A 26,000-nucleotide genomic window follows, 5' to 3' on the forward strand; every position below is an offset into this window, starting at 1 on the left:
GGCAGTCGTCTGTTGTTACTCGGTACTTTCCGTGGCTTCCCACTGCGCCAGAAGCTCGGCTGGAATTGCCGTGACGACCTCAGCGTAAGGCTTGCCGACGAACCGCTCCGCACGTTTGAGCAACACGGGAATCGGGCTGCTGGGTTCGTGGGTCTCGAACCACGTTCGCGCCGAACGAATCAGCGTGAGCGCGGCCTGGCGGTCCGCCGGTGCGGATCTCGCTTGGGCCGTTATGTGGTCAGTGGCGGCAACCGTTCGGTCATTCACCGGTTCGAGCTGCACTGACGCATCGCTCTTTGACGATTCGTCGTGGGCTAGCGCAGGATCGTGGGCTTCTTCCACCTGTTCGAGTGTGTTCGCCGACGGGGCGACACTCAGCTTGCCGAGGAGTCGCGTGAGTGACGCCAGATCCGGTAGATACCCTTCGAGATGACGGGCGCACCACGCATCGACTGCAGCGAGATGCGTAATCGCATCATCGAAAGCCGCCATCACCTCGGGCTGCAGGGCGCGCACATCCAGCAACTGCTGTGTAACGGACTCGGGCGCGAGGGCATCGGCGGGGCGAGGATGCGCAAAGGCACGCTCGACATCGCGCACCTGCAGTCGCGCGCGTGTCGACTTCGAAAGCACGATCTCGCGCACGTCTGCAAGCAGTCCCTCCGGATCGGCGAGCGCCTGTATCGCATTCATCCGCATTTCACGTGCGGCGTCGCGCCCCCCGTCGGCATCGGGCTGTGGATGTACCTGTTCGGCAAACGCATCGAGCCAGGCGGCCAACAATCTCGTGCCATCTGCGAGACCTGTGGCACCGGCGAGCCGTGTGCGACACCGCGTATACAGCACGGCGACCCGAATATCTTTCGTCCGCAGCATGAGCCGCCGGCAGTCGCGCTCGAGCTCGCTCCAGTTGACGGGATCGGGTGCGCCGACGAACGCGCCGTACTGCACGTCCTGTCTGGGTGCCGCACTCGCGAACAGCACGACGAAATCGTGGTCGTATTCGAGGTCCGGGCCGCAGGGCATGGAATCGCTCACGGGCGCGAGCCAGTCGTGATGCGGCGTGTCGTTCGCGGTACCTTGACCGGATACGGACTGTCGGGTTGATTGCTTTTTGCTCATGGTCGATTGTCGGATTCAGTCGTGCGTTGTTCGAAATGCCGCACGTAACGCTCGGGTTCGAACCGCATGCCGGTAATCGGCCGGTCGGATCTCGGGCGCCCCAGCCATCCGGACCATCCCATGCGTTGCCGGCCGCCCATCACGGCCGGCGGCGCGCTTTCGGGCTTGATGCGCAGTTCAAGTTCCCATTCAAGTTCGTAGCCGACGAATGCACGCACCCATTCGACGAGGCGCGGCAGATCCTCGCCTTGCGGCGTGAAGCGCAAATACGCGTCGAGATCGATGGGGCCGATCACGATGCGGAACCGGTGCTGACGGTCCGGCGCCACGCGACCGAGCATCGCGGCTTGCCCCATCGTCGCGGCGGGGCCCGGCCGGCCCATGCGTCCCTGATCGGCCGGGGCGATCTCGATCCAGTGGAACACGTTCTCGTCGATCGCGACCGGCACGCCAAAGTAGTGCTCGAGTGTGGCGCGCAGTCCGTCCACGTTGCGCGACTCGCGTACGAGGTGCGCGGAGGCCGCCAGTCGAGCGTGCGAGGGCAAAGGCCGCCGCCCGATTTCGGTGGTGTCGTGGCCCGTCAGGCTCGCGATGTAGAACGAAAACCGCTCGTCGTTTTTCCGGTCGAGACCGGCTGTCGACTGTGCCGATGCCCACGCGCGATAGAACAGCGTCAGGAATCGGTGATGGAAGATGTCGAAGAAGTCGACCGTCGTCGTGTCGCGACGGCTCTCTTCGCGTTCACGCGCCCATTCGGTCACATGGATCGGCATCGGCCCGTTCGGCCCGAGCATACCGAGACCGAAGAGCCGCAACTTGAGCCGTCCCGCCGCTTCCTGGACGCTGGCGATTTCGCGCGGCGCGAAAGCGAGACTCGGCTGTTGTCCGAGCCGGAACGGCTCGGCCTGTGGTCGGCGAGCGGTGCCGACCGGGTCGACCGCGGGATTCGCGCCGATGCGTCGCAGCAGTGACAGGAACCCGAAGCGCCACGGCTCCGTTTGAATACGCTTCAGCAGGTCGGGCGAAAGCATGCTGTCGCGCACGAGCGCCGGCAGAGTGGCACGTTCCATCACAGCACCCCGCGTGTCCCGGTGCGTACGGGCCAGCGTGCGATACGGCCACGCTGCATCGAATGCAATTCGGTCTGCGTGAAGCTGTTGATCGACACGTGCCGTGCCAGCCAGTGCTCGAGAATCGTACCGAACAGATAGGGGCTCACACCGGAGAAACCGGTCTCGTCGACCGTTACCGCACACTCGATGCCACGCCCGAACGTCATTGGGCCCGTGCCCGGCAGCTTGCGAGTTACCGCACGAGTATTGACGCCGACGAGGCTTTCGATCTGCCGCAGTTGTTCATTGTTGTCGTTCGACACGGTCAGGCGCAGCAGATCGCGTAATCCCTGCCCCCCGTCGCGGTGATCGAGGCCTTCGAGCGGCAGGTAGTTGAAGTTGAGCTGGCGGATCAGGCGCCACGCCATCTCTCGCTCCGCATACGGCGCTTTGGGCGGACTCGGCGGGCGAATGAGACCAATACTTTCGACTGGCGTGGACGCGTCGGTTGCCAGGTCGCGCACGCCATTGCGCGGCACGAGCGTGGCGAGATCGCGGTTCGTCAGCAGCGCAACGACCGACAGAAAACGGATGTCCTTGCCATACGGCGCCTCGTTTTGATCAACCAGCGAGAGGAACACTTCGGTGCCGACATAGGGCGTTCGTGTGCCGTAACGACGCGCAGAATCGGACACGATACGCCGTTCGCGCCGTGTCGAGAAGTACCGGCCGTGATTACCTTCGTCGTTGTTCAGTGTCTGATAGAGCGGGCGGAATTCCAGTTCGTTCGAGGTTGCAGCGACCTGTCCATGCACAGTCTCGACCGAGAACACTTCGTAATCGAGCGGTGCGAGCCGGGCGGGCACCAGATGAGACTCGGTCTCGCGGGGAGAAATCTCGATGCGGTCGGTGTGCCGTTTGAAGAGATTGATGACGGGCGTGCAGAACAGTGCGAAACGCGACGCATTGACGAGGTTCGCGAGCTGGCCCGGCGCTCTGTCGAGCAGCACGACGATTTCGACTTCACGGCGGTTCACGCGAGACAGCCCTTCCGCCAGACCGTTGAGTGCGAAGAACCAGAACCGCGCCGGGCACGCGAAGTATTCGTGTAGCAGGTTATGGCCGTGAAACTTCGTCCAGGTCAGTGGCAGCAAGTTCTGATCGGTGCGCAAGCCCTCGTGTTCGATCGCGCCGTGCGTCACGGCGGCGGGAGCGCGCGCCGGTACGCCGAATTCACCCGGCGCGGCAATCACGGACGCGACGCCGGCGACGTGCAGCAGCTCGAACAGGTGAGAGGCGACCTGTTCGTCGCCGGCCAGATACACGGGCAGCCGATCGAGCCCCTTCAGATCGGCGATGCGCATGTCACCTGTCGTCGCCAGCCGCAGCCGCAATGCGCCGCGCACCTGTCGGTCGGGCGGAACATAGCGATCGAGCGCCGGGATGTCGGGCGGAATGCCCGTCAGGCGTGCATCGGTGATCGTGAGCGGCCAGAGCGTGACGTCCTGGCCGCTCGTAAACTGGCAGGCGGTTTTTTCGCCATCGGGAACCCGTGCCTTGAACGACGTGCCGCGCGCGATACGGTAGCCTGCGGCCAGATTGCCTTCGGCCTGGCCGGGATACAGTCGCGCGACCGCGATCGACGGCGTGGGCGCGACGTAATTCGGGTAGATCACTTCGAGTAGCCGCCCCGTGAAGCGCGGAAACTCCGCATCGAGCTTGAGCTGCATGCGTGCGGCCATGAAGCAGAACGACTCGATCAGACGCTCGACGTAGGGGTCTGCCACTTCGCCGGCCTGCATGCCGAGCCTGCGCGCGATTTTCGGGTGTGCCTGTGCGAACTCGGTGGCGAGCTCGCGCATGTAGATGAGTTCCTGGTTGTAATAGTCGAGTAGTCGCGGGTCCATCGGAAAGGTCTCGTTTTGTCGTTATGCCGTGTCTACCCGGAGCGCATGCCGGTGATCTGGATCTCGCTCGTTTCGAGATCGAGCGAGCTCTGCACCATGAATTCGAGCGGATACGGGTCCATGTGAACCAGGCCGCGCACTTCGAACGCGAGCACATTGTGATGACCGCTGGCGTCGTCACCCTGATGGGGCGACACCACCAGCGAGTCGGCGATCAGCCGCGGCTCGAAATCGATGATGGCCCGCCGGATCATCTGCTCGATGTCGTTCCACTGGCGCGACGCGAGAAAGGTGCCGGCGAGCGGTGGCACGCCGAAATTGACGGTGGACGCGGCCACCTGCGGGTGGCGCTCGCGCTCGATTCGGTCTTCGATGCTGGTCGTGTTCAGCAGATAGGCGAGATCGCGCTGGACGATATCGCGCATCTGCTTGCGCGTGACGGCATATTCTTCGGGGGCTTCGACGAGTCGATGCGGCGCGTCGTCCCGCAGCCGGTCAAGCAGCGTCGGCATCAGATGCGCGTTTGCTCGTCGTGGCGGGCGCGCGACGAGCGAGTCGCCCCGCGCGGGATGCCGCTTGCGTTCAGTCATCGACCGGTTCTCCGGTGGTGGTGGCCGCCACACACGAGCCAAATGATGCGCGGGCCAGTTCGAAGAGACCGAAATCGCCGCGATCCGTTGTCCAGCGCGTGACCGGACGGCTCTCCGGCTGCAAATGGCCTCTTCATGCTTCGTCCTTGCGTACCGGCGCGGACAGCGGGCTGTCGACCGACAGCGCGTGATGCTCACGCCGGGTGAGCGCGGGCGGCAGAGGTGGGGCGCGGCGGGCTTGGGCCGCATGGAATTCGGCCGGCGCAAAGAGGCGCAACACTTCCGGAACGGATTCGACTTCCAGACCACGCATCAAACTCTGCTCCAGCTGTCCGAACGCGTCCTCGAGATTGTGCTTGCCTGATAGCAGCACTTCGATGGACCCAGCGCTGGCTGGGTTTGTCGGCGTCGGCTGCACGTCGTGCAAATCGGGCATCACTGAGGCAACAGGTGTCGCAGGGGAGTCCAGCTGTTCGCCCCATGAGCCGGACAGGGCGGTGTGCGGGTCCGTCAGCGCGCGCCAGTATTGCGCATGAAGCGTTTCGAAGAGGGCGTCGGTGTGCTCGGGAAACGGCATCGCCTGCGATCCGGTGCCGCGCTTTCCCCGGACGTCATGCCCGCTCATACCGTGGCAGCCGATCAGATCGAGGATCGACTTATTGCGGCCCGCGAGATCCGATGGTTGGAACAGCAGAGAGCAGGCGCCGTCTTCTTGCTTCTCGGGATCGCACGAATCGTTACGCAGCGCGGGCTCGGCAAGCGAGGTGTCGGGTTCGCGGTGCCATGGCAAGCGGAATGAGCGCATGGAAGAGTCAGTGATGACGGAATGCGCATTTTACTCATGGGGGTGTGTGATCCGTCCATTTTTAAATTGGTTATCTCTATTTTAAAAAATTATCGAGATTTAATCTCGAAATAATAGATTAATAGGGTGACGGAATTTATCTTGTTGAATATCAAGATAGAGTGGCACTCGATGAGGGATCGTAAAAAATAGAGCTCACATTGGTTGTAAAGATTGTCATTTAAATCAATGGATTGGAGGTCTTGCCGCCCGGCGTAATTTCGTTATTGAGCGGTGCGGGTGACCGGGGGAATATCTTTTTTGGAATAGGTCGGCAGGGAATGTTTCGGTGGGGGCTCGCCCATTTCTATGGGTTGACGGCGGCAAGAAATAATTGAAATAATGCGCGGCCTGAGAGGCTTTCATATTCTTTATGTTTGAAACGCGGCAGTAGACCAATGCCGCCTGAGTAGGATTCCTGATCGCTCCGGCCAGAGCGAGGAACATACCGAATCAACAACAAGAAGGTTCGCATGACGATTTCACGCCAGGTGCTGTTCGGCAAGCTCGGGGTTCAGCTTTACCGCAGCATCGAATCGGCGACACAGTTCTGCAAGCTGCGCGGTAATCCGTACGTGGAACTCGTCCACTGGTTGCATCAGCTCATGCAGCAACCCGATAGTGATCTGCATCGCATCGTGCGGCACGCCGGCATCGATCGCGACGCACTGGATCGGGATTTCGCAACAGCGTTGGCCGCGCTGCCGGCCGGCGCCAGTTCGATCAGCGATTTCTCGTGGCACATCGAGACGGCGATCGAACGCGCGTGGGTGCTCGCGACGCTGAGTCATGGCGATCGCCGCGTGCGCGGCGCATGGCTCGCCGCTGCGCTTGTCTCGACGCCCGAGTTGCGGCGCGTTCTACTGTCAATCTCTCCCTCGTTCGGCAAAATTCCTGTCGACAGGCTGCGCGATGAATTGCCTGCATGGATCGACGGCTCGCCCGAAGCCGCCGATGCACCGTACGACCACAGCGACTTTTCGATGGCAACGCCGGGCGAGGCGTCCGGAGCGATTCCAGTCGTATCGAAGGGCGGTTCGCTCGACCAGTACTGCGCAGACCTGACAGCGCGCGCTCGCGCGGGCGAGATCGATCCGGTCATCGGCCGTGAACTCGAGATTCGCACGATGATCGACGTCCTGTTGCGCCGTCGGCAGAACAATCCGCTGATAACAGGGGAGGCCGGCGTCGGCAAGACGGCCGTCGTGGAAGGACTTGCCCGCGCGATTGCATCCGGCGATGTGCCGCCGAAGCTGGCCGACGTGCGACTGCTGTCGCTCGACGTTGGTGCATTGCTCGCTGGCGCGAGCATGAAAGGGGAGTTCGAAGCGCGCCTCAAAGGGCTGCTCGAAGCCGCTGCAAAATCCCCGGCGCCGGTGATCCTCTTCATCGACGAGATTCACACGCTGATCGGTGCGGGCGGTCAAGCGGGTACGGGCGATGCCGCCAATCTGCTGAAGCCCGCGCTTGCACGTGGCACGATCCGGACGATCGGCGCGACGACCTGGGCCGAGTACAAACGCCACATCGAGAAAGATCCGGCGCTTACGCGACGCTTCCAGGTGCTGCAGGTTGCGGAGCCGTCCGAGGCTGCCGCGGTCGATATGGTGCGCGGGCTCGTGCAAACGTTTTCGCGGCATCATGGCGTCGTGGTGCTCGACGAAGCGATCCGCGCGGCGGTGACGCTCTCGCACCGTTACATTCCGTCGCGTCAGCTGCCGGACAAGGCCATCAGCCTGCTTGACACCGCCTGTGCGCGCGTGGCGCTGTCGCAGCATGCCGCGCCGCGCGAACTGGACGATGTGCGCCAGCGTTTCGCGGCCGCCCGTGCCGAGGAAGCGTTGCTCGTGCAGGAAGCCCGCATCGGCCTGGATACCGACAGGGCGCTGACGGCCGTGCGCGCGCGCATCGATACGTTGGCGAGCGAAGAGGCGGCGATCGAGCATCGCTGGCGCGCTCAGGCGGCTGCCGCACAGACGCTGCTGGCCGCGCGCGAAGCCATTGAACCCCACGACGGCGAAACCCCGCCGGACGACGCGGCAGCGCTTCCGAAGCTGCGCGAACTCGAACGCGCGCTCGCGGCGCTGCAAGGCGATGCGCCGCTCGTCTTCCCCGAGGTCGACGAGGCGATCGTCGCGGCAATCGTATCCGACTGGACCGGAATCCCTGTCGGCCGCATGGTGACCGACGAGGTCGCCGCGGTGCGCACGCTCCCCGACACGCTCGCGGCACGCGTGATTGGCCAGACTGACGCGCTGCGTCAAATTGGCGAACGTGTGCAGACCGCACGCGCAGGTCTCACGAACCCGAAGAAACCGCTCGGAGTATTCCTGCTCGCCGGGCCCTCTGGCGTCGGCAAGACGGAAACCGCGCTGGCGCTCGCCGAAGCGCTGTACGGTGGTGAACAGAACCTGATCGCGATCAACATGAGCGAGTATCAGGAGGCACACACCGTCTCGGGCCTGAAGGGTGCGCCTCCGGGTTATGTCGGCTACGGCGAGGGCGGGGTGCTGACCGAAGCGGTGCGCCGCCGCCCGTATTCGGTCGTATTGCTCGACGAGATCGAAAAGGCCCACCGCGACGTGCACGAGATGTTCTTCCAGGTATTCGACAAGGGCTACATGGAGGACGGCGACGGCCGCTATATCGATTTCCGCAATACGACGATCCTGCTCACGAGCAACGTCGGTTCCGAACTGAGCACGGGCCTCTGTGCCGATCCGTCGCTTGCGCCGGATCAGGATGGTTTGCGGGAAGCGCTGACGCCCGAACTCCTCAAGGCTTTCCCTGCGGCATTCCTCGGGCGCGTGACCGTCGTGCCCTATCGGCCACTTGCCGACGGTACGCTCGCCAGCATCGTTCGCCTGCATCTGGGGCGCGTCGTCCAGCGTATGGTCGCCAGCCACGACATTGCGCTGACGTACGGCGAGGATGTCGTCGATTACATCGTCGGCCGTTGTCTCGTGCAGGAGACCGGCGCACGCGTGTTGATCGGATTCATCGAGCAGCATGTGCTCCCCCGCTTGTCCGCGCTGTGGCTCGATGCCTTCGCGTCGAAGCAGACCCTGTCGCGCATTGCGATAGGCGTGGTCGACCCGTCCGGCGCGCCGACTCAGGCTCTCACGTTCGAGCCAACCGCCCTTCATTCAGACGAGCCGGTTCGCTGAGCTCGCCGTCCAACCACCACCGTTCAGGAGCTTCATTCATGGCCGCTTCCAGCAGTTCGCAGAAATTCATTGCGCGCAACCGTGCGCCGCGTGTGCAGATCGAGTACGACGTCGAGGTCTACGGCTCGGAGAAGAAGGTCGAGCTGCCGTTCGTGATGGGTGTGCTCGCCGATCTGTCGGGCAAGCATCCGGTCGAACCGCTGCCGACGGTATCGGATCGGCATTTTCTCGAAATCGACATCGACAATTTCGATGAGCGCATGAAGGCGATCCGGCCGCGCGTCGCGTTCGCGGTGCCGAACACGCTGACGGGCGACGGCCAGATGATGGTCGACATGACCTTCGAGAGCATGGAGGATTTTTCGCCTGCCGCGATCGCACGCAAGGTCGAGCCGCTGCGCCAACTGCTTCAAGCGCGTACGCAACTCGCCAATCTGCAAACCTACATGGACGGCAAGTCGGGGGCGGAGGCGCTTGTTACGCAGTTGCTGCAAGACCCGGCGCTGCTTAAATCGCTGGCCGCCGCGCCGAAGCCCGAGCGGCAAGCGGACGAAACTGTCGAGCAAGACGGCAACAACTGACAACGAACCGACAAAGGATGACCATCATGGCGAAACAGGAAGCACGGTCCGCAGTTGCGCAGACAGCCACCGAGTCCGATTTCACTCAGTTGCTGGAGCGCGAGTTCCGCCCGAAGACCGACGACGCGCGCGAGGCCGTCGAACTGGCCGTTCAGACGCTCGCCGAGCAGGCGCTGGTTCAGACGGCGACGATCAGCGACGATGCGTACAAGAGCATTGCGGCGATCATCGCGCAGATCGATCACAAGCTCTCCGAGCAGATCAACCTGATCCTGCATCACGCGGATTACCAGGCGCTCGAATCCGCCTGGCGCGGCCTGAATCACCTCGTGGCGAACACCGAAACCGACGAGCACCTGAAGATCCGCTTCATGGATGTCTCGAAGGCCGAGCTGCATCGCACGATGCGCCGCTACAAGGGCCTGGCCTGGGATCAGAGCCCGCTCTTCAAGCAGATATACGAACAGGAGTACGGCCAGCTCGGCGGCGAGCCGTACGGGTGTCTCGTTGCTGACTACTACTTCGACCATACGCCGCCGGACGTCGATCTGCTCGGCTCGATCGCGAAGGTCTCGGCTGCCGCGCACACGCCGTTCATCACCGGCGCCGCACCGTCGGTTCTGCAGATGGAGTCGTGGCAGGAACTGGCGAATCCGCGCGACCTGACGAAAATTTTCACGCAGAACCTCGAATACACCGCGTGGAACTCGATGCGCAACACCGAAGATGCGCGCTATGTGGGGCTTGCGATGCCGCGATTCCTCGCGCGCTTGCCGTATGGCGCGAAGACCAACCCGGTCGACGAATTCGATTTCGAGGAAGACACGAATGGTTCGGATCACGGTCGCTACGGCTGGGCAAACGCCGCATACGCGATGGGCGTGAACATCAACCGCTCGTTCAAGCAGTACGGCTGGTGCTCGCTGATTCGCGGCGTCGAATCGGGCGGCACGGTCGAGAACCTGCCGACCCACACGTTCCCGACCGACGACGGCGGCGTCGACATGAAGTGCCCGACCGAAATCGCGATCTCGGACCGACGCGAGGCCGAGCTGTCGAAGAATGGCTTCATTCCACTCGTGCACCGCAAGAACACCGATCACGCGACCTTCATCGGCGCCCAATCGCTGCAGAAGCCGGCCGAGTATCACGATGCGGACGCGACGGCCAACGCGAACCTTTCCGCACGCCTGCCGTACCTGTTCGCGTGCTCGCGTTTCGCGCACTACCTGAAGTGCATCGTGCGCGACAAGATCGGCGCGTTCAAGGAGCGCGAGGACATGCAGCGCTGGCTGAACGAATGGATCATGCATTACGTCGACGCCGATCCGACCAACTCGTCGCAGGAGACGAAGGCGCGCCGGCCGCTCGCGGCCGCTGAAGTGGTGGTCGAGGAGGTCGAGGGCAACCCCGGCTACTACAACTCGAAATTCTTCCTGCGCCCGCACTTCCAGCTCGAAGGGCTGACCGTCTCGCTGCGGCTCGTAACGAAGCTGCCGTCGATCAAGGAAGCGGCTTAACCATCCGGAAGGCGCAGCAGGGCCGGACATCGAATGGCTTCGGTAGACGATGATCGGCCGGTTTACAACCACTTAATAAAAGGAGTACTACGCATGGCACAAGACATTTTCCTGAAGATCGACGGCATCAACGGTGAATCGCTCGACGACAAGCACAAGGACGAAATCGAAGTTCTGACCTGGGAGTGGGATATCCAGCAGGAATCGACGATGCACGCCGGTAGCGGCGGCGGTGCCGGCAAGGCAACGGTCAAGGATCTGACGTTCGAACATAACATCGACCGCGCCAGCCCGAACCTGATGAAGTACGCGCTCACGGGCAAGCACATCGACCAGGCAACGCTGGTGATGCGCAAGGCCGGCGGCAACCCGCTTGAGTATCTGAAGCTCACGATGAGCGACGTGATCGTCACGCGCGTGAAACCGTCGGGCAGCAAGAACGACGCGGAAAAGAGCCGTGAGTCGGTGTCGCTGTCGTTCGCGAAGGTCAAGCAGGAGTACGTCGTGCAGAACGCGCAGGGCGGCAGCGGTGGTGCCGTGACCGCGAGCTTCGACATCAAGGGCAACAAGGAAGCGTAATCGCGTGGATGCCTCACAACCGGCGCGGGCACATCGCCTTCGCCGGTTGCCGGGCGCCCGTACTGTCAACGAGGGGTCATCGCTGCATGCGTTTGATACTGACCGTCGCCACATTCACCTGCGCGCTCGCGCTTTGCGCTTGTGCAAGCAGTGGCGAGCCGAAGCCGAAGGAGCCGATCCGGCTCAACATGCGAGTGAACGCGCTGCCCGACGTCAATCCCGACGACCGGGGAAGGGCTGCGCCGATCGTCGTGCGCATTTACGAACTGAAGAACGACGGCGCCTTCGAGACGGCCGACTTTTTCACGCTGCAGACCCAGGACAAAACGGTGCTGGCCGACGACGTTGCGAAGCGCGACGAGTTGCAGTTGCGCCCTGGCGAGCACCGGACGTTCACACGCCGGCCCGATCCGGCCACGAAGGCCATCGGGGTGATCGCGGCTTATCGTGACTTGCCGAATGCGGTGTGGCGCGCGGTCTATGCGATGCCCGCTGCGCCGGACAAGGCGTGGTATCGCCTGTTCACGCCGAAGCTGAAACTGACCATCGATCTTGAAGCCACGGCGGTCAAGATCACGGAAGCGAAGAAATGAAACACGTCGCGCAACAAAACGGACGGCACGCATGAGCTGGTATGCCAAGGTCGCCTGGCAGGAAGGGCTGTTCTTCCGCCCGCAGCTGTTCCAGCAGCAGGACCGCTATTTCGAGAAATACGCGCATCAGCGTACGGCGCCGCTGTCGCCGTTCTTTTTCGGCTTCACGCACTACGCGCTCGACCATGAAGCGCTGGCGCTCGGCAAGGTGGTCGTCAAGTCGGCGGCTGGGGTGTTCGCCGACGGCACGCCATTCGATGCGCCGGGCAACACGCCGTTGCCGCCGCCGCTGACGATTCGGCAAGAGCATCTCGATCAGGTCATCTATCTCGCCGTGCCGGTCCGGTTGCCGAATTGCGAGGAGACCACCTTCGACAATACACCCGATTCGCTCGCACGCTATCAGGTGTTCGACGCGGAGCTGCGTGACACGAACTCGATCGGTCTTGCGCCCGAATCGGTGCAACTGTCGAATCTGCGAGTACGCCTGCTGCCGGAAAAGGAGCTTGGCGATGCCTGGATCGGTCTCGCACTCACGTGCGTGAAGACGATCCGCGCGGACGGCAGCATCGCGCTCGACGACACGCTTGTGCCGCCGGTATCCGGTTACGGCGCGAGCGACCTGCTCACGAGTTGGGTCACAAAGATTCACGATCTCGCGCGCTTGCGCGCGAATGCGCTGGCGCAGCGCCTTGCCGGAACCGATGACACCACCGCGAGCGCGGCGACTGTTACCGATTACCTGCTGTTGCAGATCCTCAACCGCTACGAGCCGCTGCTTCAGCATCTGCTGCGCGTGCCGGCAACGTCGCCAGCGGACGTGTACGCGCTGTTGATCGGCATGGCTGGCGAGTTGTCGACGCATCTGCGCACCGATACGCGCCGTCCGATCGAGACGCATCCGCCTTATCAGCATACGACGCCGCACGTGTGCCTGAAGCCGGTTGTCGACGACGCGCACCGGTTACTGAACGCCGTGCTGGTCCGCAGCGCACAGAGCATCGCGCTCGAGGATCGCGGTCACGGCATGCGTAACGCGGTGGTCGATCCGGTCGATATGCAAGGGTTCACCGCGCTGGTGCTGGCCGTGAATGCAGCAATGCCTGCCGATGCGCTGAAGCAGCAGTTTCTCGCGCAGGCGAAGGCTGGGCCGTCGGACAAGCTGCCGAGCCTCGTGCGCAGTCACTTGCCGGGCATCGTGCTGCAAGCGCTGCCCGTGCCGCCGCGGCAGATTCCATTCAACGCGGGCTACATCTATTACGAATTGACCCAGGGCGGGCCGCTTTGGGAGGAAGTCGTGCGGCATGGCGGCCTCGCATTGCACGTTGCAGGTGAGTTCCCGTCGATCAGGCTGGAATTGTGGGGCGTGAGAGGGTAATCGATAGAGACAGTAACCGTGTCCGTGGAGACGACGGAGATCCAGACCGAACGCGAGGCATCTGCAATCGGGTGCAGGAGTCGGGAACAGGTAGTGGCGCGCAATGGATTTTCATGGCGCTGTTATGGCATCAATCAGTATCGCTTGAGAAGGGGAGTCCATGTACGTACCAACGCAGTCCCGTGTCTTGACGATCTCGGGCGCCGCGCTTCCTGGCCTGGCAGGTCATCAGTCCATCCTTCTGCCGATAAGGCTGCATGGTGAAGAAGCACTTGGCAAGCTATATGAATTTACGCTCGAGCTGAAAACATTGAGCTTGCCGACGCTGCCGGTCTATGAGGCGCGTGACCGTATCAAGCCGGACGAGCTGGTTGGAACCGAAGTGATCATCGCGATTGAATTTGATGGAAAGGGGACTTTCATCCCCGGCGTGCCAGGCGGTGCAGGGTTGGGGAACGAGGGCGCTGGCAAGCGCGAGATTGTCGGCTTGATTACCGAATTGACGTTTACCGGGGAGGACGATCGGTGCGCGTATTACGAGATGAGTGTGCGGCCGTGGTTGTGGCTCACGACGCTCAACCGTGAGAACCGCATCTTTCACGACAAGAACGTGGTCGAGATCACGGAAGCGGTTCTCGGCTCGAGCCACTATCCGTTCAAATATGAATTGCGGCTTGGTGCGATTGGCTTGAAAGGCATCTACCCTGCACGCGACTACGTGCGGCAGGTGTGGGAGTCGGATTTCGACTTCCTGACCCGGTTGTGGTGTGAATGGGGCATCTATTACTTCATGGATGGTTCGACGTTGGTGTTGTGCGACTCGCCTGGATCGCATAAGCCGCACGGGAACATGTATGACGCGATTCTCTATCATGCACGCGCTGGTACACGAGTCGACGAGGAGCACGTCCATCGTTTGAGCGTGTCGCGCGTGCTCACGGCCGGAGCGGTTAGTCTGGTCGATTACGATCCGACGCAGTCTCGGACAATACTATCGACGGCAGTCGATCGGCACAGTGATGTTTCATTCAGTAATGCAGAACACTATGGCTGGGGCGACTACTCGCAGCCGCTAGCAGGAACGATGGGCCTGTCCGGGACACCGAACGATAACGGTCTGGAGGCGCAGTATCTGGCAGGTGTGCGTGTGGATGCCGAGCGTTGCGGGAGCTTGCGTGCGAAGGGGCGCGGCAATCTGCGCGGAATCGCGACGGGGCACACGCTTCGCCTCGAAGGACATCCACATACGCGTACCAATGCCGAATATCTGGTGGTCGCGGCGGCAATCGATATTCGTAACAACGACGAGACCACGGGCGGAGAACCCTACCACTGTGCAACGGGGTTCGTGCTTCAGCCAGCCCACGCATTCTTCCGGAGCGGCCTGAAGCGAAAGCCACCTTGCGGGCCGGAAACTGCTGTGGTGGTTGGCCCCGAGAACCAGCCGATATGGGTCGATGGCTACGCGCGCGTGAAAATCCAGTTCGTGTGGGATCGGCTGGGCTCGCACGACGAAAAATCGAGTTGCTGGGTACGAGTGTCGTCGCCATGGCAGGGCAGTGGCTTCGGATTCGTGGCGCTTCCTCGCATCGGTCAGGAAGTGACGGTGAACTATCACGAAGGCGATGTCGACAAGCCGTATGTATCGGATCGTCAGGTCAATCAGTTCAACCAGCCCCCTTGGGTGTTGCCGAAGAATCAGGCGTTGATGGGCTGGCGCAGCATGAGCTTGACCGGCAGCCAGGCTAACCACGTGGTGGCTGACGACACACCGGGAAAACTCCAGGTTCAGGTGGCGAGCGATCACGCGCAGTCGAGATTGGTGCTCGGGTACAACACCCGCATCGACGGGCAGACAGGGCGACAGCAAGAGCGTGGCGTCGGATTCGAAGTGGCGACGGAAGCACACGGCGTGGTGCGGGCGAACCGGGGGATGCTCGTGACGACCGAGGCGCGGGAAGGGGCAAGCGCGCCGGCGAAAGATATGGGCGAGACGGTGGCTCGCTTGAGCCAGGCGAGCGAACTGCATGAGCAATTGGCGCACCTGGCGCGGCGGCATAACGCTCAGGACGCAGGGGTCAGCCAGCATGATGCGACGCAGGCCATCAAGATGCAGACCGAAGCGATAAAAGGCGGTGTTGTCGACCCGAGTGAGGCACCGTTTCCGGAAATGAGTCGCCCCGACATCGTGCTGGCGAGTGCGTCAGGTATTGGCGTGAGCGCCGCCCAAGGTGTGCATATTGCAAGCCAGGCAGACCATGCGGTGACGGCAGGCCGGGACGTGAGCGTGTCGTCTGGAAGGTCTTTGATTGGCTCGATCAAGGGAGCGATTTCGTTGTTCGCTGCGAAGCTTGGTATCCGACTGGTTGCGGCGCAGGGAAAGGTCGAGATTCAGGCGCAAGACGACGTGATGGCGCTCGCCGCGCTCAAGGACCTGACGGTCACCAGCCTGGACGGGAAGATCGTGCTCAACGCGTCCAAGGAGATTTGGCTGGGAGTGGGTGGCTCGTTCATTCGCATTACCGCAGACGGTATCGTCAACGGAACCACCGGACAGATTCAGGAGAAGTGTGCGAAGTGGAGCAAAGCGGGCGCAGATTCGATGCGTATTCCGTTTTCAGATAGCTTCGGGAAGATTTACGAAGGATTTTTCAAGCTGCATTGGGAGGGTTCCGATGAGATTGCACGCTATCAGCCGTATCGCATCACGCGTGCCGATGGCAGTCGGTTCGAGGGCGTGACCAATGCCGAAGGCGAAACTGCGCTGCATCTGGCGGAATACAGCGAAACCTTGAAAATCGAAATTCTGTGACTCAGCCATGGCGAATCATCGAACTAACAAAAAGCCGTCTACACCTCAACCGAACCTGACGCTGAAGTCAGGCGGTGCGGTGTGCAAAGTCGTACTGCCGAAAGGCCCGCTGCGCATTTACTTCCAAGCCTATCCCGGCATAACGGGTGACGTGGCAGACCGTGCGTTAGCGGGTATACCGTACAAGCTGCGTATTCCCGGTCAGCCCGACATCGAAGGCCAGACGGAGCCGAACGGGCAGATTCTGCTGCCGGGCCTGCAGCCTGGCCTGACCGGGGAACTCCAGATCCTTGGAACCATGATCCAACTGCGCCCGCGCGACTATAGCGCTGACGAAGCCACCGACGGCGCAACAGCGATGGGCATACAAGGTGCCAAGCGGCGCCTGATGATCATGGGCTACTACGACAAGCCGTATCGATTCAATGGTCTGAATCAAGTGCCCGACGACAAGCTGGATCATGTCGAGATCGAGAATGCGATTCTGCAATTCCAGGTGGACAGCGGGATGGTGCCCAACGGGGAAATCGAACGCCATGAGATTGTCGGTGACAGTATCGATACGAGCCAGCAATATGGTTTTCACCGTGATTTGTCCAGTTCGACGATCAAGCGGTTTCATCCCGACTTCGTCGTGAATCTGGCGACAGGCGGCGGCGAGGCCCCGCCGGGTACGATGATTCCATGCGCCGTACCGCCATCAACGCCAGCCGGAGGGAAATCGCTAGCCAAAGCCGGTCCGGCAGCAGCACCTCAGCCGCTCATGCGCGAGATCTACCACGGGCACCGATTCGTTCCGGTTCGCTTTGTTCGCCAGGATCCCGGGCAATTCAATCCACTGCAACCGGAACTGGACGAGCGAGGTTTTGTGGATGGTCGTGCCGGGCCTGTGGTGAGCCTGATGGCAGGGGAAACCATTCAGGTGCGGATGGTACGCGTACATGTCGCGGTTGGTGCGCCGCTGTTTCTCAAGAGTAGCGATGAAGCAGTGGTGAAGGTTCGCCAGCTTGTGGACGATGTTGTTGAATTGTTAGGCGTAGGAGGGGGCGGCAAGGTCGCGGCGCCCAATACAGCGGCCATTGAGGTTCGCTATGGCAGCCCTGACGGTTTGGTCTTGCACCGGTTGCATGTGGAAGTCTACGACCCTATCGAGGTGGCGGTGGCAGTTCATCTGGTCGCCATCGGGCAGAAGGGGCATCCTGAAATTCCGCGTGTCCCCCCGTCGCTGCAGCGCTCGAAGATCGAGCCGATCTTCGACAGCATCAACGACATTTGGCGCGCAGCCGGTGTTCGCTTTCAGGTCACACAATGGCTTGACGACACCATTGATTTGAATCAAGCGGGGGTGATGACCGTCCAAGGGGCTATCAACGAGTTCACCGATGTGACCGGTTTGAATCGTAAGGCCGGCCATCTGAATATGTACGTCGTGAACGCCATGATTGGCGGCGGTATCGGTTGGGGGGCGAAGAATACGGCATTGGTGGCTGCTGAGCAGATGCATGGCGGCCATTCGTCTACACACGATGAATTGGTGCAGACCTTCGCTCATGAAATCGGCCATTTCCTGGGGTTGTGGCACCCCGGCACGGCACATTCGCAAGGCGATAACCTGCCATTTCCGCCTCAACATCCGGAAGACCATGCCATGCAGGACTACTGGTCCCGTCGTAGTTTGATGTATGTCTACACCAGTCTAGGAAATATCGATCCGCTAGCACCGAACGTTAGGCAGCGCGGCCGTCAGATCAACATTGGAAACGGGTGGCTTGTAGGCGGAAAAATGCTCTGCTGCAAGGTGGTGCCGAAGATCATTTCCTCGGCTAACTTTTCCGAGATCGTAACTGCACGCGGCGTCGCGATGCTCAATCAGGTCATTCAAACAAGGACGACAGCATGGAACTCACGAAGCAATACCGAAACTGGAAATGGTTTGTTTGCTTGATTCTGTCGCTGGGAGCGGTGGGTGTTGCAATTGCTCAAGGTGTTCCGGCGTCAACTACATCTGTCTTGGAGAGTAAGACCATGGCGACATTAGAAAACCTGATCAAGCAAGAGAAATGGGATGACGCACTGCAGTACTGCCACAACCATAAGGATGCGGCCATTCCCGAAATCAATGCCGTGCTGGCCACGCCTCGATTAAATGGCACACTTGAGAATTTCATGTATCACTGTCTGCGCCAGATTCGCACGGCTGGAGCGGCTGTCCGATTGGCAGAGGGATTCAATCGAGGTGGCCGAGAAAATGCGTATGGCCTTATCGAGAACCCGCGCCCGGAGGCCTACCCCATCCTCAAGGCACGCTTGAAGTCGCCGAAGGATGAGAGGGATAAAGATCTTCTGCTGACTATGGCGCAGATGGATGTGCCCGTTGAGCAGCGCGTTGCGGACGTCAAGCCGTATCTGCATGCAAAAGACCTAGATGCCCGTCAGGGAGCAATTCTCGGATTGGCTCTGCTGGGCGATCCAGGGAGCACGGAGCGCATGGCCTATGAGCTCGGCACGAAATACCCGCAAGCCAAGTCAAACTTCTTGCGTGTTTTCTACGATTTCCGAGCCTGGCGCATCCCAAAATTCGTACCGGCACTGATCCCCGTGCTTAATGACCCGATGCCACTCAATGACATCGGTATTCGCATGTACCTGCCTGGAGGCGGCGAGCAATCCACGACGCCTGACGAAGAGCGCTATTGCCGTGCTCGTGACTATGCGCTGAACATTATTGTGAAGACGCTCAATCTCGACCTGCCTTTCAAGATCAAGGATCAGACCACGTACACGAAGGAACAACGTGACTTGGTCAAGCAGAAGCTGCGGGACCGTGGCTACACCGTGACGGACGAGCCATATCCGGCCACATCTGATTGAGAAAATTTTCCGATCAGATCATTCCAACAAGTCCAATGACATGAAATTCACGAATCGACGCCAGAACTGGAAATGGCTTGTTTGCCTAAGTCTGTCGCTGGGAGCGGTGGGTGTTGCAATTGCTCAAGGCGTTCCAACGTCAACTACATCTGTCACGGAGAGAGAGGCCGTGACGACATTGGCAAGCCTGATCAAGCAAGGGAAATGGGATGACGCACTGCGATATTGTCAAAACCATAAGGACGCAGCCATTCCAGAAATCAATATGGTTCTTGATACAAAAAACCTGGATTCCGCGACGGCGAATTTCATGTATCACTGCTTGCGTCAGATTCGCACGTCGGCGTCCGCGATGCTGATGGCAAAGGATTTTCACGGTGGCTGGCGAGAAACCGTATACGGACTTATAGAGAATCCGCGCCCGGAAGCCTATCCCATCCTCAGGGCACGCTTGAAGCCGCTGCAGGATGAGAGGGATAAAGATCTTCTGCTGACTATGGCGCAGATGGATGTGCCCGTTGAGCAGCGCGTTGCGGACATCAAGCCGTATCTGCAGGCAAAGGGCCTAAACGCCCGTCAGGGGGCAATTCTCGGATTGGCTCTGCTGGGCGATCCAGGGAGCACGGAGCGCATGGCCTATGAGCTCGGCACGAAATACCCGCAAGCCAAGTCAAACTTCTTGCGTGTCTTCTACGACTTCCAGGCTTGGCGTATCCCGAAGTTTGTACCGGTACTGATCCCCGTGCTTAATGATCCGATGCCGCTCGACGACATCGGAATTCGCATGTATTTGCCTAGGGGCGGTGAGCAGTCCATGACACCGGACGAAGAGCGCTATTGCCGTGCTCGTGATTACGCGCTCAACATCATTGCCAAGACGCTCAATCTCGACCTGCCTTTCAAGATCAAGGATCAGACCACGTACACGAAGGAACAACGTGACCTGGTCAAGGAGAAACTGCGTGACCGCGGCTACACCGTGACGGACGAGCCGTATCCAGTCACATCTGATTGAGCGAATTTTCCGGTCAGGCCATTCCAACAACGCGAACAGCATGAGATTTACAAATTGACACCTAAACTGCCGATGGCTCGTTTGTCTGGTCCTGATGCTTTGCGAGAGCCGTCGCTGCAAAAAAATCGAGAGAACATTTCATGATCAATTTCATTCGCCTTGGCGACGCGACTGATCATGGCGGCAGGGTAATAACCGCGTCCTATACGGCTGACTACGACAGCATTCCGCTTGCCAGAAAGGGAGATTTAATCGAATGTCCGCAGCATCCTGACGTGCAGCCGAACGTGATCGAGGAAGGTGACGAATACATGCTCGACGAAGGTCGCCCTCTTGCTCGCGCTGGGCATCGCGGCACATGTGGTTGCCATCTTATTTCGAGTTTATAGCGAGGTTACGCGACAACACCGGAATCTGCGCGTCTGCAGTGGCTGTTCGTTCGCTGCATGCCGATACGGTAGTGCGCGAACGTGGCGATGAAATTTTCGAACACGATGAGCGCGTCCATTAGTGGAAGACGAAATGACGCCCTGTGTGGCATTGAAGCCAGACAGCGGCATTTGGGAGGGAAAAACATGAAGGAACAGGCGTGGTGACGAACGGAGCGGACACACTGGAGAATCCAGGAGAACTGGAGAGGCCGATCCATTCCGGAGAAAGCTCGGAACACAGGCTGTGTCTCATCCTGTCGGCGACGAACCCGCTGCTCGAGGCGTCGCGCGTGCTGCTGCGGGCACTTGCGGACATGCCCGATTCACTGTCTTCCATTGCGGTGGAGCGGCTGCAGGAATTGCTGGAGCACGAAGTCACAGAGTTCGAAAAACTCTGCGTGCAGGCAAATGTTCGGCGCGATCATATGATCGGGGCCAGCTATTGCCTCTGCACGGCACTTGATGAGGCGGCGATGCAGACAGCTTGGGCGCAGGATCAATCGCGTGTGGCGATATGGGTGCAGTCGAGCCTCGCATCGACATATCATCGGGACGTCGACGGCGGCGACAAGGTCTATCTATTGATCGGCCGGTTGCTGGAGGATCCCGATGAGCATCGAGACTTGCTGCAAGTGATCTACCGCATTCTCAGTCTCGGTTTCCAAGGCCGCTACCGGGACATGACCGACGGCAAGCGCAAGCACGATGCGATTCGCCAGCGGCTCTATAACGTGATCACGTCGCAGCGCGATCCCGTGCCGCTGACGCTATCGCCTCGCTGGCAATCGGCCGCGACTGGCAAGCGTCTGTCATTCACCGATTTTCCGGTATGGATCACCGTCACGGTCCTGTCGGTCATCCTGCTCGGGCTGTTCGGATGGTTCAAGTACGAACTGTTCAGCCGCAGCGCGGACGTCCAGAAGCAGATTGCCGACATCGTCCGCATGACGCCGCCGCCTGCACCGCCTCCACAACTGCACCTCAAACAGTTGCTCAAGGACGAAATCGCGGCCGGCACGGTAAGTGTCGACGAGGATGCCCGCCACAGCGCCGTCACGTTCCGCGGCGACGCGATGTTCAAGCCCGGCGGCGCCTCGGTTCGGGTATCGATGAATCCGCTCATTTCAAAGATCGCCGCAGAGATCGCCAAGGTACCGGGCAAGGTAACGATCATCGGCTACACGGACAACGTGCCGATTCGCAGCCGACATTTCGCATCGAATCAGATGCTGTCGGAAGAACGCGCCACCCAGGTCATGCAGATGCTGCAAACCGCCGGGGTGCCAGCGAACCGGCTCGAAGCCGTCGGCAAGGGCGATGCCGATCCGGTCGGCGACAACCGCACCGCGCAGGGGCGCGCACAAAACCGGCGCGTCGAGATCGACGTCGCACGCTAAGCCAGATCCGTTTCCGGAATAACACATGAAGAAGTTCCAGTTCCTGTCGTTTCTGGCTTCGCGCCAGTTCCTCGCGCTCCTCGCACTGATCGTCGTTTCACTCGTGATCTGGTTCGTCGGCCCGTTTTTCGCATTCGGCGGGCTCAAGCCGCTCGCCGGCGCCGGCATCCGCGTGCTGCTGATCGCGCTGTTGCTCGCCGGTGTGCTGCTCTGGCTCGCGGGCGTGTCGACGAGCGTCGTGTTTATCGCGTTGCTGTGCCTGCTGATCTGGTATGCGGCGCCGCTGCTGTCGCTCGGCCATACGGTGCCGTTCGAGCCCGTGTCGGCCCGGCTCACCGCGATCGCACTGATCGTGGCCGCTTTTATCCTCTTCTGGATCGTCCGCGTGTGGCAAAAAATGCGCGAAGACGATGCGTTCATGAAGAAGATGCTACGCATGAATCGCCGTAAGGATGAATCGCCTGCCGCACCCCGCTTGCGAAAAATCGAAGGGATCGTGACGAGCGCGCTCGCGCGCCTCAAATCGATGCGTACCGGCGCACGCGGACTTGGCAAACTGTTCCAGGGGAAGCGCTATTTGTACGAGCTGCCTTGGTACCTCACGCTCGGTTCGCAAGGGTCCGGCAAGACCAGCGTACTGATGAACGGCGGGTTGGCGTTTCCCGTTGCCGAGCAGATGCAGCGTGCGGTCGGGACGCCTGCCGGTGACGCCGCCTCGGTGTACTGGTGGCTGACCAATGACGCGGTGTTGATCGACACGGCTGGTTACTACACGCGTCATGGCATGTCGACGGCCGAAGACATTGATCCCCCCGTTCCGGAAGCGGGAAAGCCGGCTGCCGGTGTTCCGGTCAAGGACGGCGCCAATGCCCAGCCTGATGTGGGAGGCACTGCAAACGATGCGAAGCAAGACGACGCGCCTCAATCGAAATCCGCGACCCCGCCGGTAGCCAGCAGCCATGTCGTTCCACCTGGAGAAGGCAAACGCGAACGTCGACAGAAGGTCGATCATGCGGAATGGCTGGGATTTCTGGGCATGCTGCGCCGGTATCGGCCTCGCGCGCCGATCAACGGCGCGTTGCTGACGATCGATCTTGCCACATTGGCAAGCGCCGACGAACAGGCGCGTGTGGCGGAGGCTGCCGCATTGCGCGCGCGGCTGGCGGAACTGAGGCAGGAGCTGGGTATTCGTTTTCCTGTTTATGTGATGGTCACGAAGATGGATCGTCTGACAGGTTTCGCCGAGTATTTCGGAGCGCTGACAGCCGAGGGGAGGGCGCAGGCATGGGGCTTCACGCTTCCGTATGGCAAGGAAACGGTTGCGAAGGAGGGGTTGCGCGCCCGCTGCCACGCGGAACTTGCTGAACTCGCTCAACGGCTCAGCGGTTCGATCGAAACGCATTTGCAGGATGAGTACGATTCGCGCAAGCGCCGATCGCTTGCAGCGCTGCCCGAGGAGTTTTCTGCGCTGCTCGGACCGCTGCTTGATCTGATCGACCGCGTGTTTCTCGATTCACGATACGACGATACCCAGCTCCATTCGACGTTGCGCGGCGTGTATTTCACGAGTGCGCGGCAGCGGGATGGCGAGGTCGTTGTCGAGCGCGGTACGGTCGTTCAACGTCTTCTGTCGACCCACGGCCGTGCTCCCGATTCGCCGGCGCGTGCCGAGGGCAATCAAGGCTTCTTCCTGCACGACCTCCTGACTCGCGTTGTGTTCCCGGAAGCGCACTTGGTGAGCCCCAACCTGCGCTGGGAATATCGTTTTCGCCTCTCGCGCCTGATCGGCCACACATTGGCGCTGTTGTTGTTCGTGTGGCTGGCAATCGGACTCCGCGCGAGCTTCGGCCACAACAACGGCTATCTCGATGCGGTTGGCCACAAGGTGCAGGCGCTTACGGCTCGCGTCACCCAGCTCTACAAGGAACCCAAACCGGAGGCCGTGCCGGACACGCTGACCGACGCGCGCGATCTGCCGGCCTTCCCCGGCCTGGACCTGTCGAGCCCGGATATTACGTGGCGCTATGGCCTCTATACGCCAGGGGACATTGCCACCGAGAGCCGCCATGCGTATGACGTGCTCGAGGACAACCTGCTGCTGCCGCAGATCGTGCACCGCCTGGAAGACGTCATGTCCGGAGCGATCGCCGGTAAGGACCCGAAGGCCGCCTACGATGCGCTGCGCGTCTACCTGATGCTGTACGACAAGCCGAAGTTCAACGCAGATGACGTCAAGGCCTGGGTACTCGACGACTGGGCGAAGACCGACAGTGCGGCGGTTTTCGGTGGAAGGGCGTCGATGATCGACCATGTGCAGCAGCTTTTCTCCGGAGCGCGCGTGGTGCAGTCGCCGCTGATCCGCAACGATGCGCTGGTGCAGCAGGCGCGCGCGTTTCTCGACGGCAGCAACGCAACCGATCGCCTTTATCAGCGCGCGAAGGCGGCCATGCTCAAGGAGGCACCCGACGAATTTACGCTCCTGCGCGCGGTCGGCCCGCAGGCCGGCACGGTGTTCACGCGGGCGAGTGACGCGCCGTTGTCGCGCGGCGTGTCGGGGCTCTTCACGTTCGAAGGCTATCGGAACCTGTTCGACAAGCGATTGCCGGAATTCGTGCAAATCGCGCGAGACGACGATGCGTGGGTGATGGGGCGCTCGTATCTGGCGGGTTCGTCGGATTCGGCTCAAAAAAAAACGGCTGAGATTGGGAGCGGCGCGACCGGTGCGGACGACGCGTTGACCGACGCGGTCCGCCGCGAATACCTGATGGAATATGCGCAGCAGTGGGACGCGTTTCTCGACGACATCCGGACCGTGAGCGGTACGAGCCTTGCATTCAATCTGAAGGTGCTGCGCGGCTTCGCGGCGCCCGATTCGCCGCTGGTGCGGCTTGCCCGCGCAGCCGTTCACGAGACGACGCTCACACAGCCGATTGCCGCGTCGGACGGTTCGCTGCTGCAGCGCGCCGCCGATCAACTCAATCAGAAGGCGGACAAGGCGCTGGGCATTCGGGCGTCGGAGCGGATTGAACGGGAACTCGTCGACAATCGCTTCGCCGCGCTGCGTGAGGTCGTGACAGGGAGCGTGGATGCGCAGTCCGATACGCAACCTGTCGCCACGCAGGCGGGCAAGACGGGGTTGGACGGCGTCACCAACCTGCTGAACGACTATTACACGGCGCTCACCGTTGCCGACAATGCATTGTCGAACAACAGCATGCCACCGGCGAGCGACGTCGCCGCGAAACTGAAAATGACGGCCGACACGATGCCCGCGCCGTTCCGTGCGGTATTGCTGCAGCTGGCCGCCGACGGTTCCCGCGAAGTCAATCAGGGGATCGGCCAACTGCTGTCGCGCCAGATGCAGGCTGTGGTCGGCGATACATGCCGGCTGATCGTCGAGGGCAACTATCCGTTTTCACCGGACAGCACGCGGGACGTCGGCATTGATGATTTCACGCGGGTATTTGCGCACGGGGGCTTGATTGACGACTTCTTCACGAAAACGCTCGCTCCGTTCGTCGACACGGCCGCGAAGCCTTGGCGCTATCGGACGTTGCCTGGCGCGACCGAACCCATGCAAGGGCCGGACCTGGGGCCGTTCGAGCATGCGAAGGCCATCCGCGACGTCTTCTTCAACGATCCCGGCCACAAGCAACTGACCTGGAAGGCCGACATCCGGATCCCCGAGCTCGACCCGACGATCATGAGCCTGTCGCTCGACATCGATGGACAGACGGCACTCTATCAACACGGTCCGGTCGCGCCTTTCACGGTCACGTGGCCCGGGCCGCGCGGCGGCGTCCACACGGAAATCACGGCCAGTCCGCGGATTCGGCCCGATACGTCGACGATCGCGGCGGACGGACCGTGGGCGTTGATGCGCCTGTTCCAGAAAGGTCGCGTGGTGGAGACGGCGACGCCGGGCCGCACGCGCGTCGCGTTCAGTTTCGACGGTCGACAAGCGGCGCTGGACGTCGTGAGCGCCGGGAGCGTCGCCAATCCGCTCACGAGCGACGTGCTGAAGACGTTCCGGTGCCCCAGCACGATGGCCGCGTTCAACCTGCCGGACAGCGGCCCGCCGCCGGGGTTGCCGCGAGGCATGTTGCCCGCAAGCGCTGGCCGTGCTTCCCGCTGAACCGGG

The 26,000-nt window shown here is 61.3% G+C and carries 18 protein-coding genes; 13 read left to right on the plus strand and 5 right to left on the minus strand.

The genetic code is table 11. From position 1 onward, the window contains the following. Positions 1-15 precede the first annotated feature (15 nt). From B7G54_RS01395 to B7G54_RS01415, 5 genes are all read right to left on the minus strand, one after another. A complete protein-coding gene (locus tag B7G54_RS01395) occupies positions 16-1,122 on the minus strand; it encodes a type VI secretion system protein TssA (protein ID WP_085037416.1) in 1,107 nt (368 codons plus the stop codon). After that, positions 1,119-2,192, minus strand: coding sequence for a type VI secretion system baseplate subunit TssG (gene tssG, locus B7G54_RS01400; protein WP_085037417.1), 1,074 nt, complete (start codon positions 2,190-2,192; stop codon positions 1,119-1,121). Before tssG ends, B7G54_RS01395 begins: the two co-directional genes overlap by 4 nt. Continuing rightward, positions 2,192-4,081 (minus strand): type VI secretion system baseplate subunit TssF, encoded by a 1,890-nt coding sequence (gene tssF, locus B7G54_RS01405; RefSeq protein WP_085037418.1) that lies wholly within the window; start codon positions 4,079-4,081, stop codon positions 2,192-2,194. The genes tssG and tssF overlap by 1 nt, the downstream gene beginning before the upstream one ends. Positions 4,082-4,113: 32 nt before the next feature. Continuing rightward, complete coding sequence (gene tssE, locus B7G54_RS01410; protein WP_085037419.1) at positions 4,114-4,671, minus strand: type VI secretion system baseplate subunit TssE; 558 nt, start codon at positions 4,669-4,671, stop codon at positions 4,114-4,116. A 133-nt stretch (positions 4,672-4,804) separates the two neighbouring features. Continuing rightward, entirely contained in the window at positions 4,805-5,476 is a 672-nt protein-coding gene (locus B7G54_RS01415) for a TagK domain-containing protein (protein ID WP_085037420.1), read from the minus strand. Between the two features lie 512 nt (positions 5,477-5,988). Between B7G54_RS01415 and tssH the strand changes: the two genes are divergently transcribed. The 13 genes from tssH (at position 5,989) to tssM (ending at position 25,994) form a co-directional block, all read left to right on the plus strand. Beyond that, complete coding sequence (gene tssH, locus B7G54_RS01420) at positions 5,989-8,682, plus strand: type VI secretion system ATPase TssH (RefSeq protein ID WP_085037421.1); 2,694 nt, start codon at positions 5,989-5,991, stop codon at positions 8,680-8,682. Between the two features lie 38 nt (positions 8,683-8,720). Further along, positions 8,721-9,263, plus strand: coding sequence for a type VI secretion system contractile sheath small subunit (gene tssB, locus B7G54_RS01425; protein WP_085037422.1), 543 nt, complete (start codon positions 8,721-8,723; stop codon positions 9,261-9,263). 26 nt (positions 9,264-9,289) lie between these two features. Next, positions 9,290-10,783: a type VI secretion system contractile sheath large subunit gene (gene tssC, locus B7G54_RS01430; RefSeq protein WP_085037926.1), complete on the plus strand. Its 1,494-nt coding sequence runs from the start codon at positions 9,290-9,292 to the stop codon at positions 10,781-10,783. A 93-nt stretch (positions 10,784-10,876) separates the two neighbouring features. Beyond that, entirely contained in the window at positions 10,877-11,362 is a 486-nt protein-coding gene (locus tag B7G54_RS01435) for an Hcp family type VI secretion system effector (RefSeq protein WP_050012734.1), read from the plus strand. Between the two features lie 86 nt (positions 11,363-11,448). After that, the gene (tssJ, locus tag B7G54_RS01440) at positions 11,449-11,955 is read left to right on the plus strand and encodes a type VI secretion system lipoprotein TssJ (protein WP_085037423.1); all 507 of its coding nucleotides are present in this window, start codon (positions 11,449-11,451) and stop codon (positions 11,953-11,955) included. A 31-nt stretch (positions 11,956-11,986) separates the two neighbouring features. After that, the gene (gene tssK, locus B7G54_RS01445; protein ID WP_085037424.1) at positions 11,987-13,333 is read left to right on the plus strand and encodes a type VI secretion system baseplate subunit TssK; all 1,347 of its coding nucleotides are present in this window, start codon (positions 11,987-11,989) and stop codon (positions 13,331-13,333) included. A 160-nt stretch (positions 13,334-13,493) separates the two neighbouring features. Then, positions 13,494-16,145 carry a type VI secretion system Vgr family protein gene (locus tag B7G54_RS01450; protein ID WP_085037425.1) on the plus strand — a complete coding sequence of 884 codons (2,652 nt, stop codon included), beginning with the start codon at positions 13,494-13,496 and terminating at the stop codon, positions 16,143-16,145. A gap of 7 nt (positions 16,146-16,152) precedes the next feature. After that, the gene (locus tag B7G54_RS38485; RefSeq protein ID WP_133059130.1) at positions 16,153-18,090 is read left to right on the plus strand and encodes a M12 family metallo-peptidase; all 1,938 of its coding nucleotides are present in this window, start codon (positions 16,153-16,155) and stop codon (positions 18,088-18,090) included. After that, positions 18,042-19,016, plus strand: a complete 975-nt coding sequence (locus B7G54_RS01465) for a hypothetical protein (protein ID WP_133059131.1) — start codon at positions 18,042-18,044, stop codon at positions 19,014-19,016. The genes B7G54_RS38485 and B7G54_RS01465 overlap by 49 nt, the downstream gene beginning before the upstream one ends. A gap of 40 nt (positions 19,017-19,056) precedes the next feature. Continuing rightward, positions 19,057-20,031, plus strand: coding sequence for a hypothetical protein (locus B7G54_RS01470; protein WP_133059132.1), 975 nt, complete (start codon positions 19,057-19,059; stop codon positions 20,029-20,031). Between the two features lie 140 nt (positions 20,032-20,171). Further along, positions 20,172-20,420, plus strand: a complete 249-nt coding sequence (locus B7G54_RS01475; RefSeq protein ID WP_085037430.1) for a PAAR domain-containing protein — start codon at positions 20,172-20,174, stop codon at positions 20,418-20,420. A gap of 224 nt (positions 20,421-20,644) precedes the next feature. Then, on the plus strand, positions 20,645-21,859 hold the full coding sequence (gene tssL, locus B7G54_RS01480) for a type VI secretion system protein TssL, long form (RefSeq protein WP_279628043.1): 1,215 nt from the start codon (positions 20,645-20,647) through the stop codon (positions 21,857-21,859). Positions 21,860-21,884: 25 nt separating this feature from the next. Then, positions 21,885-25,994 (plus strand): type VI secretion system membrane subunit TssM, encoded by a 4,110-nt coding sequence (gene tssM, locus B7G54_RS01485; protein ID WP_085037432.1) that lies wholly within the window; start codon positions 21,885-21,887, stop codon positions 25,992-25,994. Positions 25,995-26,000 lie beyond the last annotated feature (6 nt).

The organism is Burkholderia puraquae (assembly GCF_002099195.1).
Lineage (GTDB): Bacteria > Pseudomonadota > Gammaproteobacteria > Burkholderiales > Burkholderiaceae > Burkholderia > Burkholderia puraquae.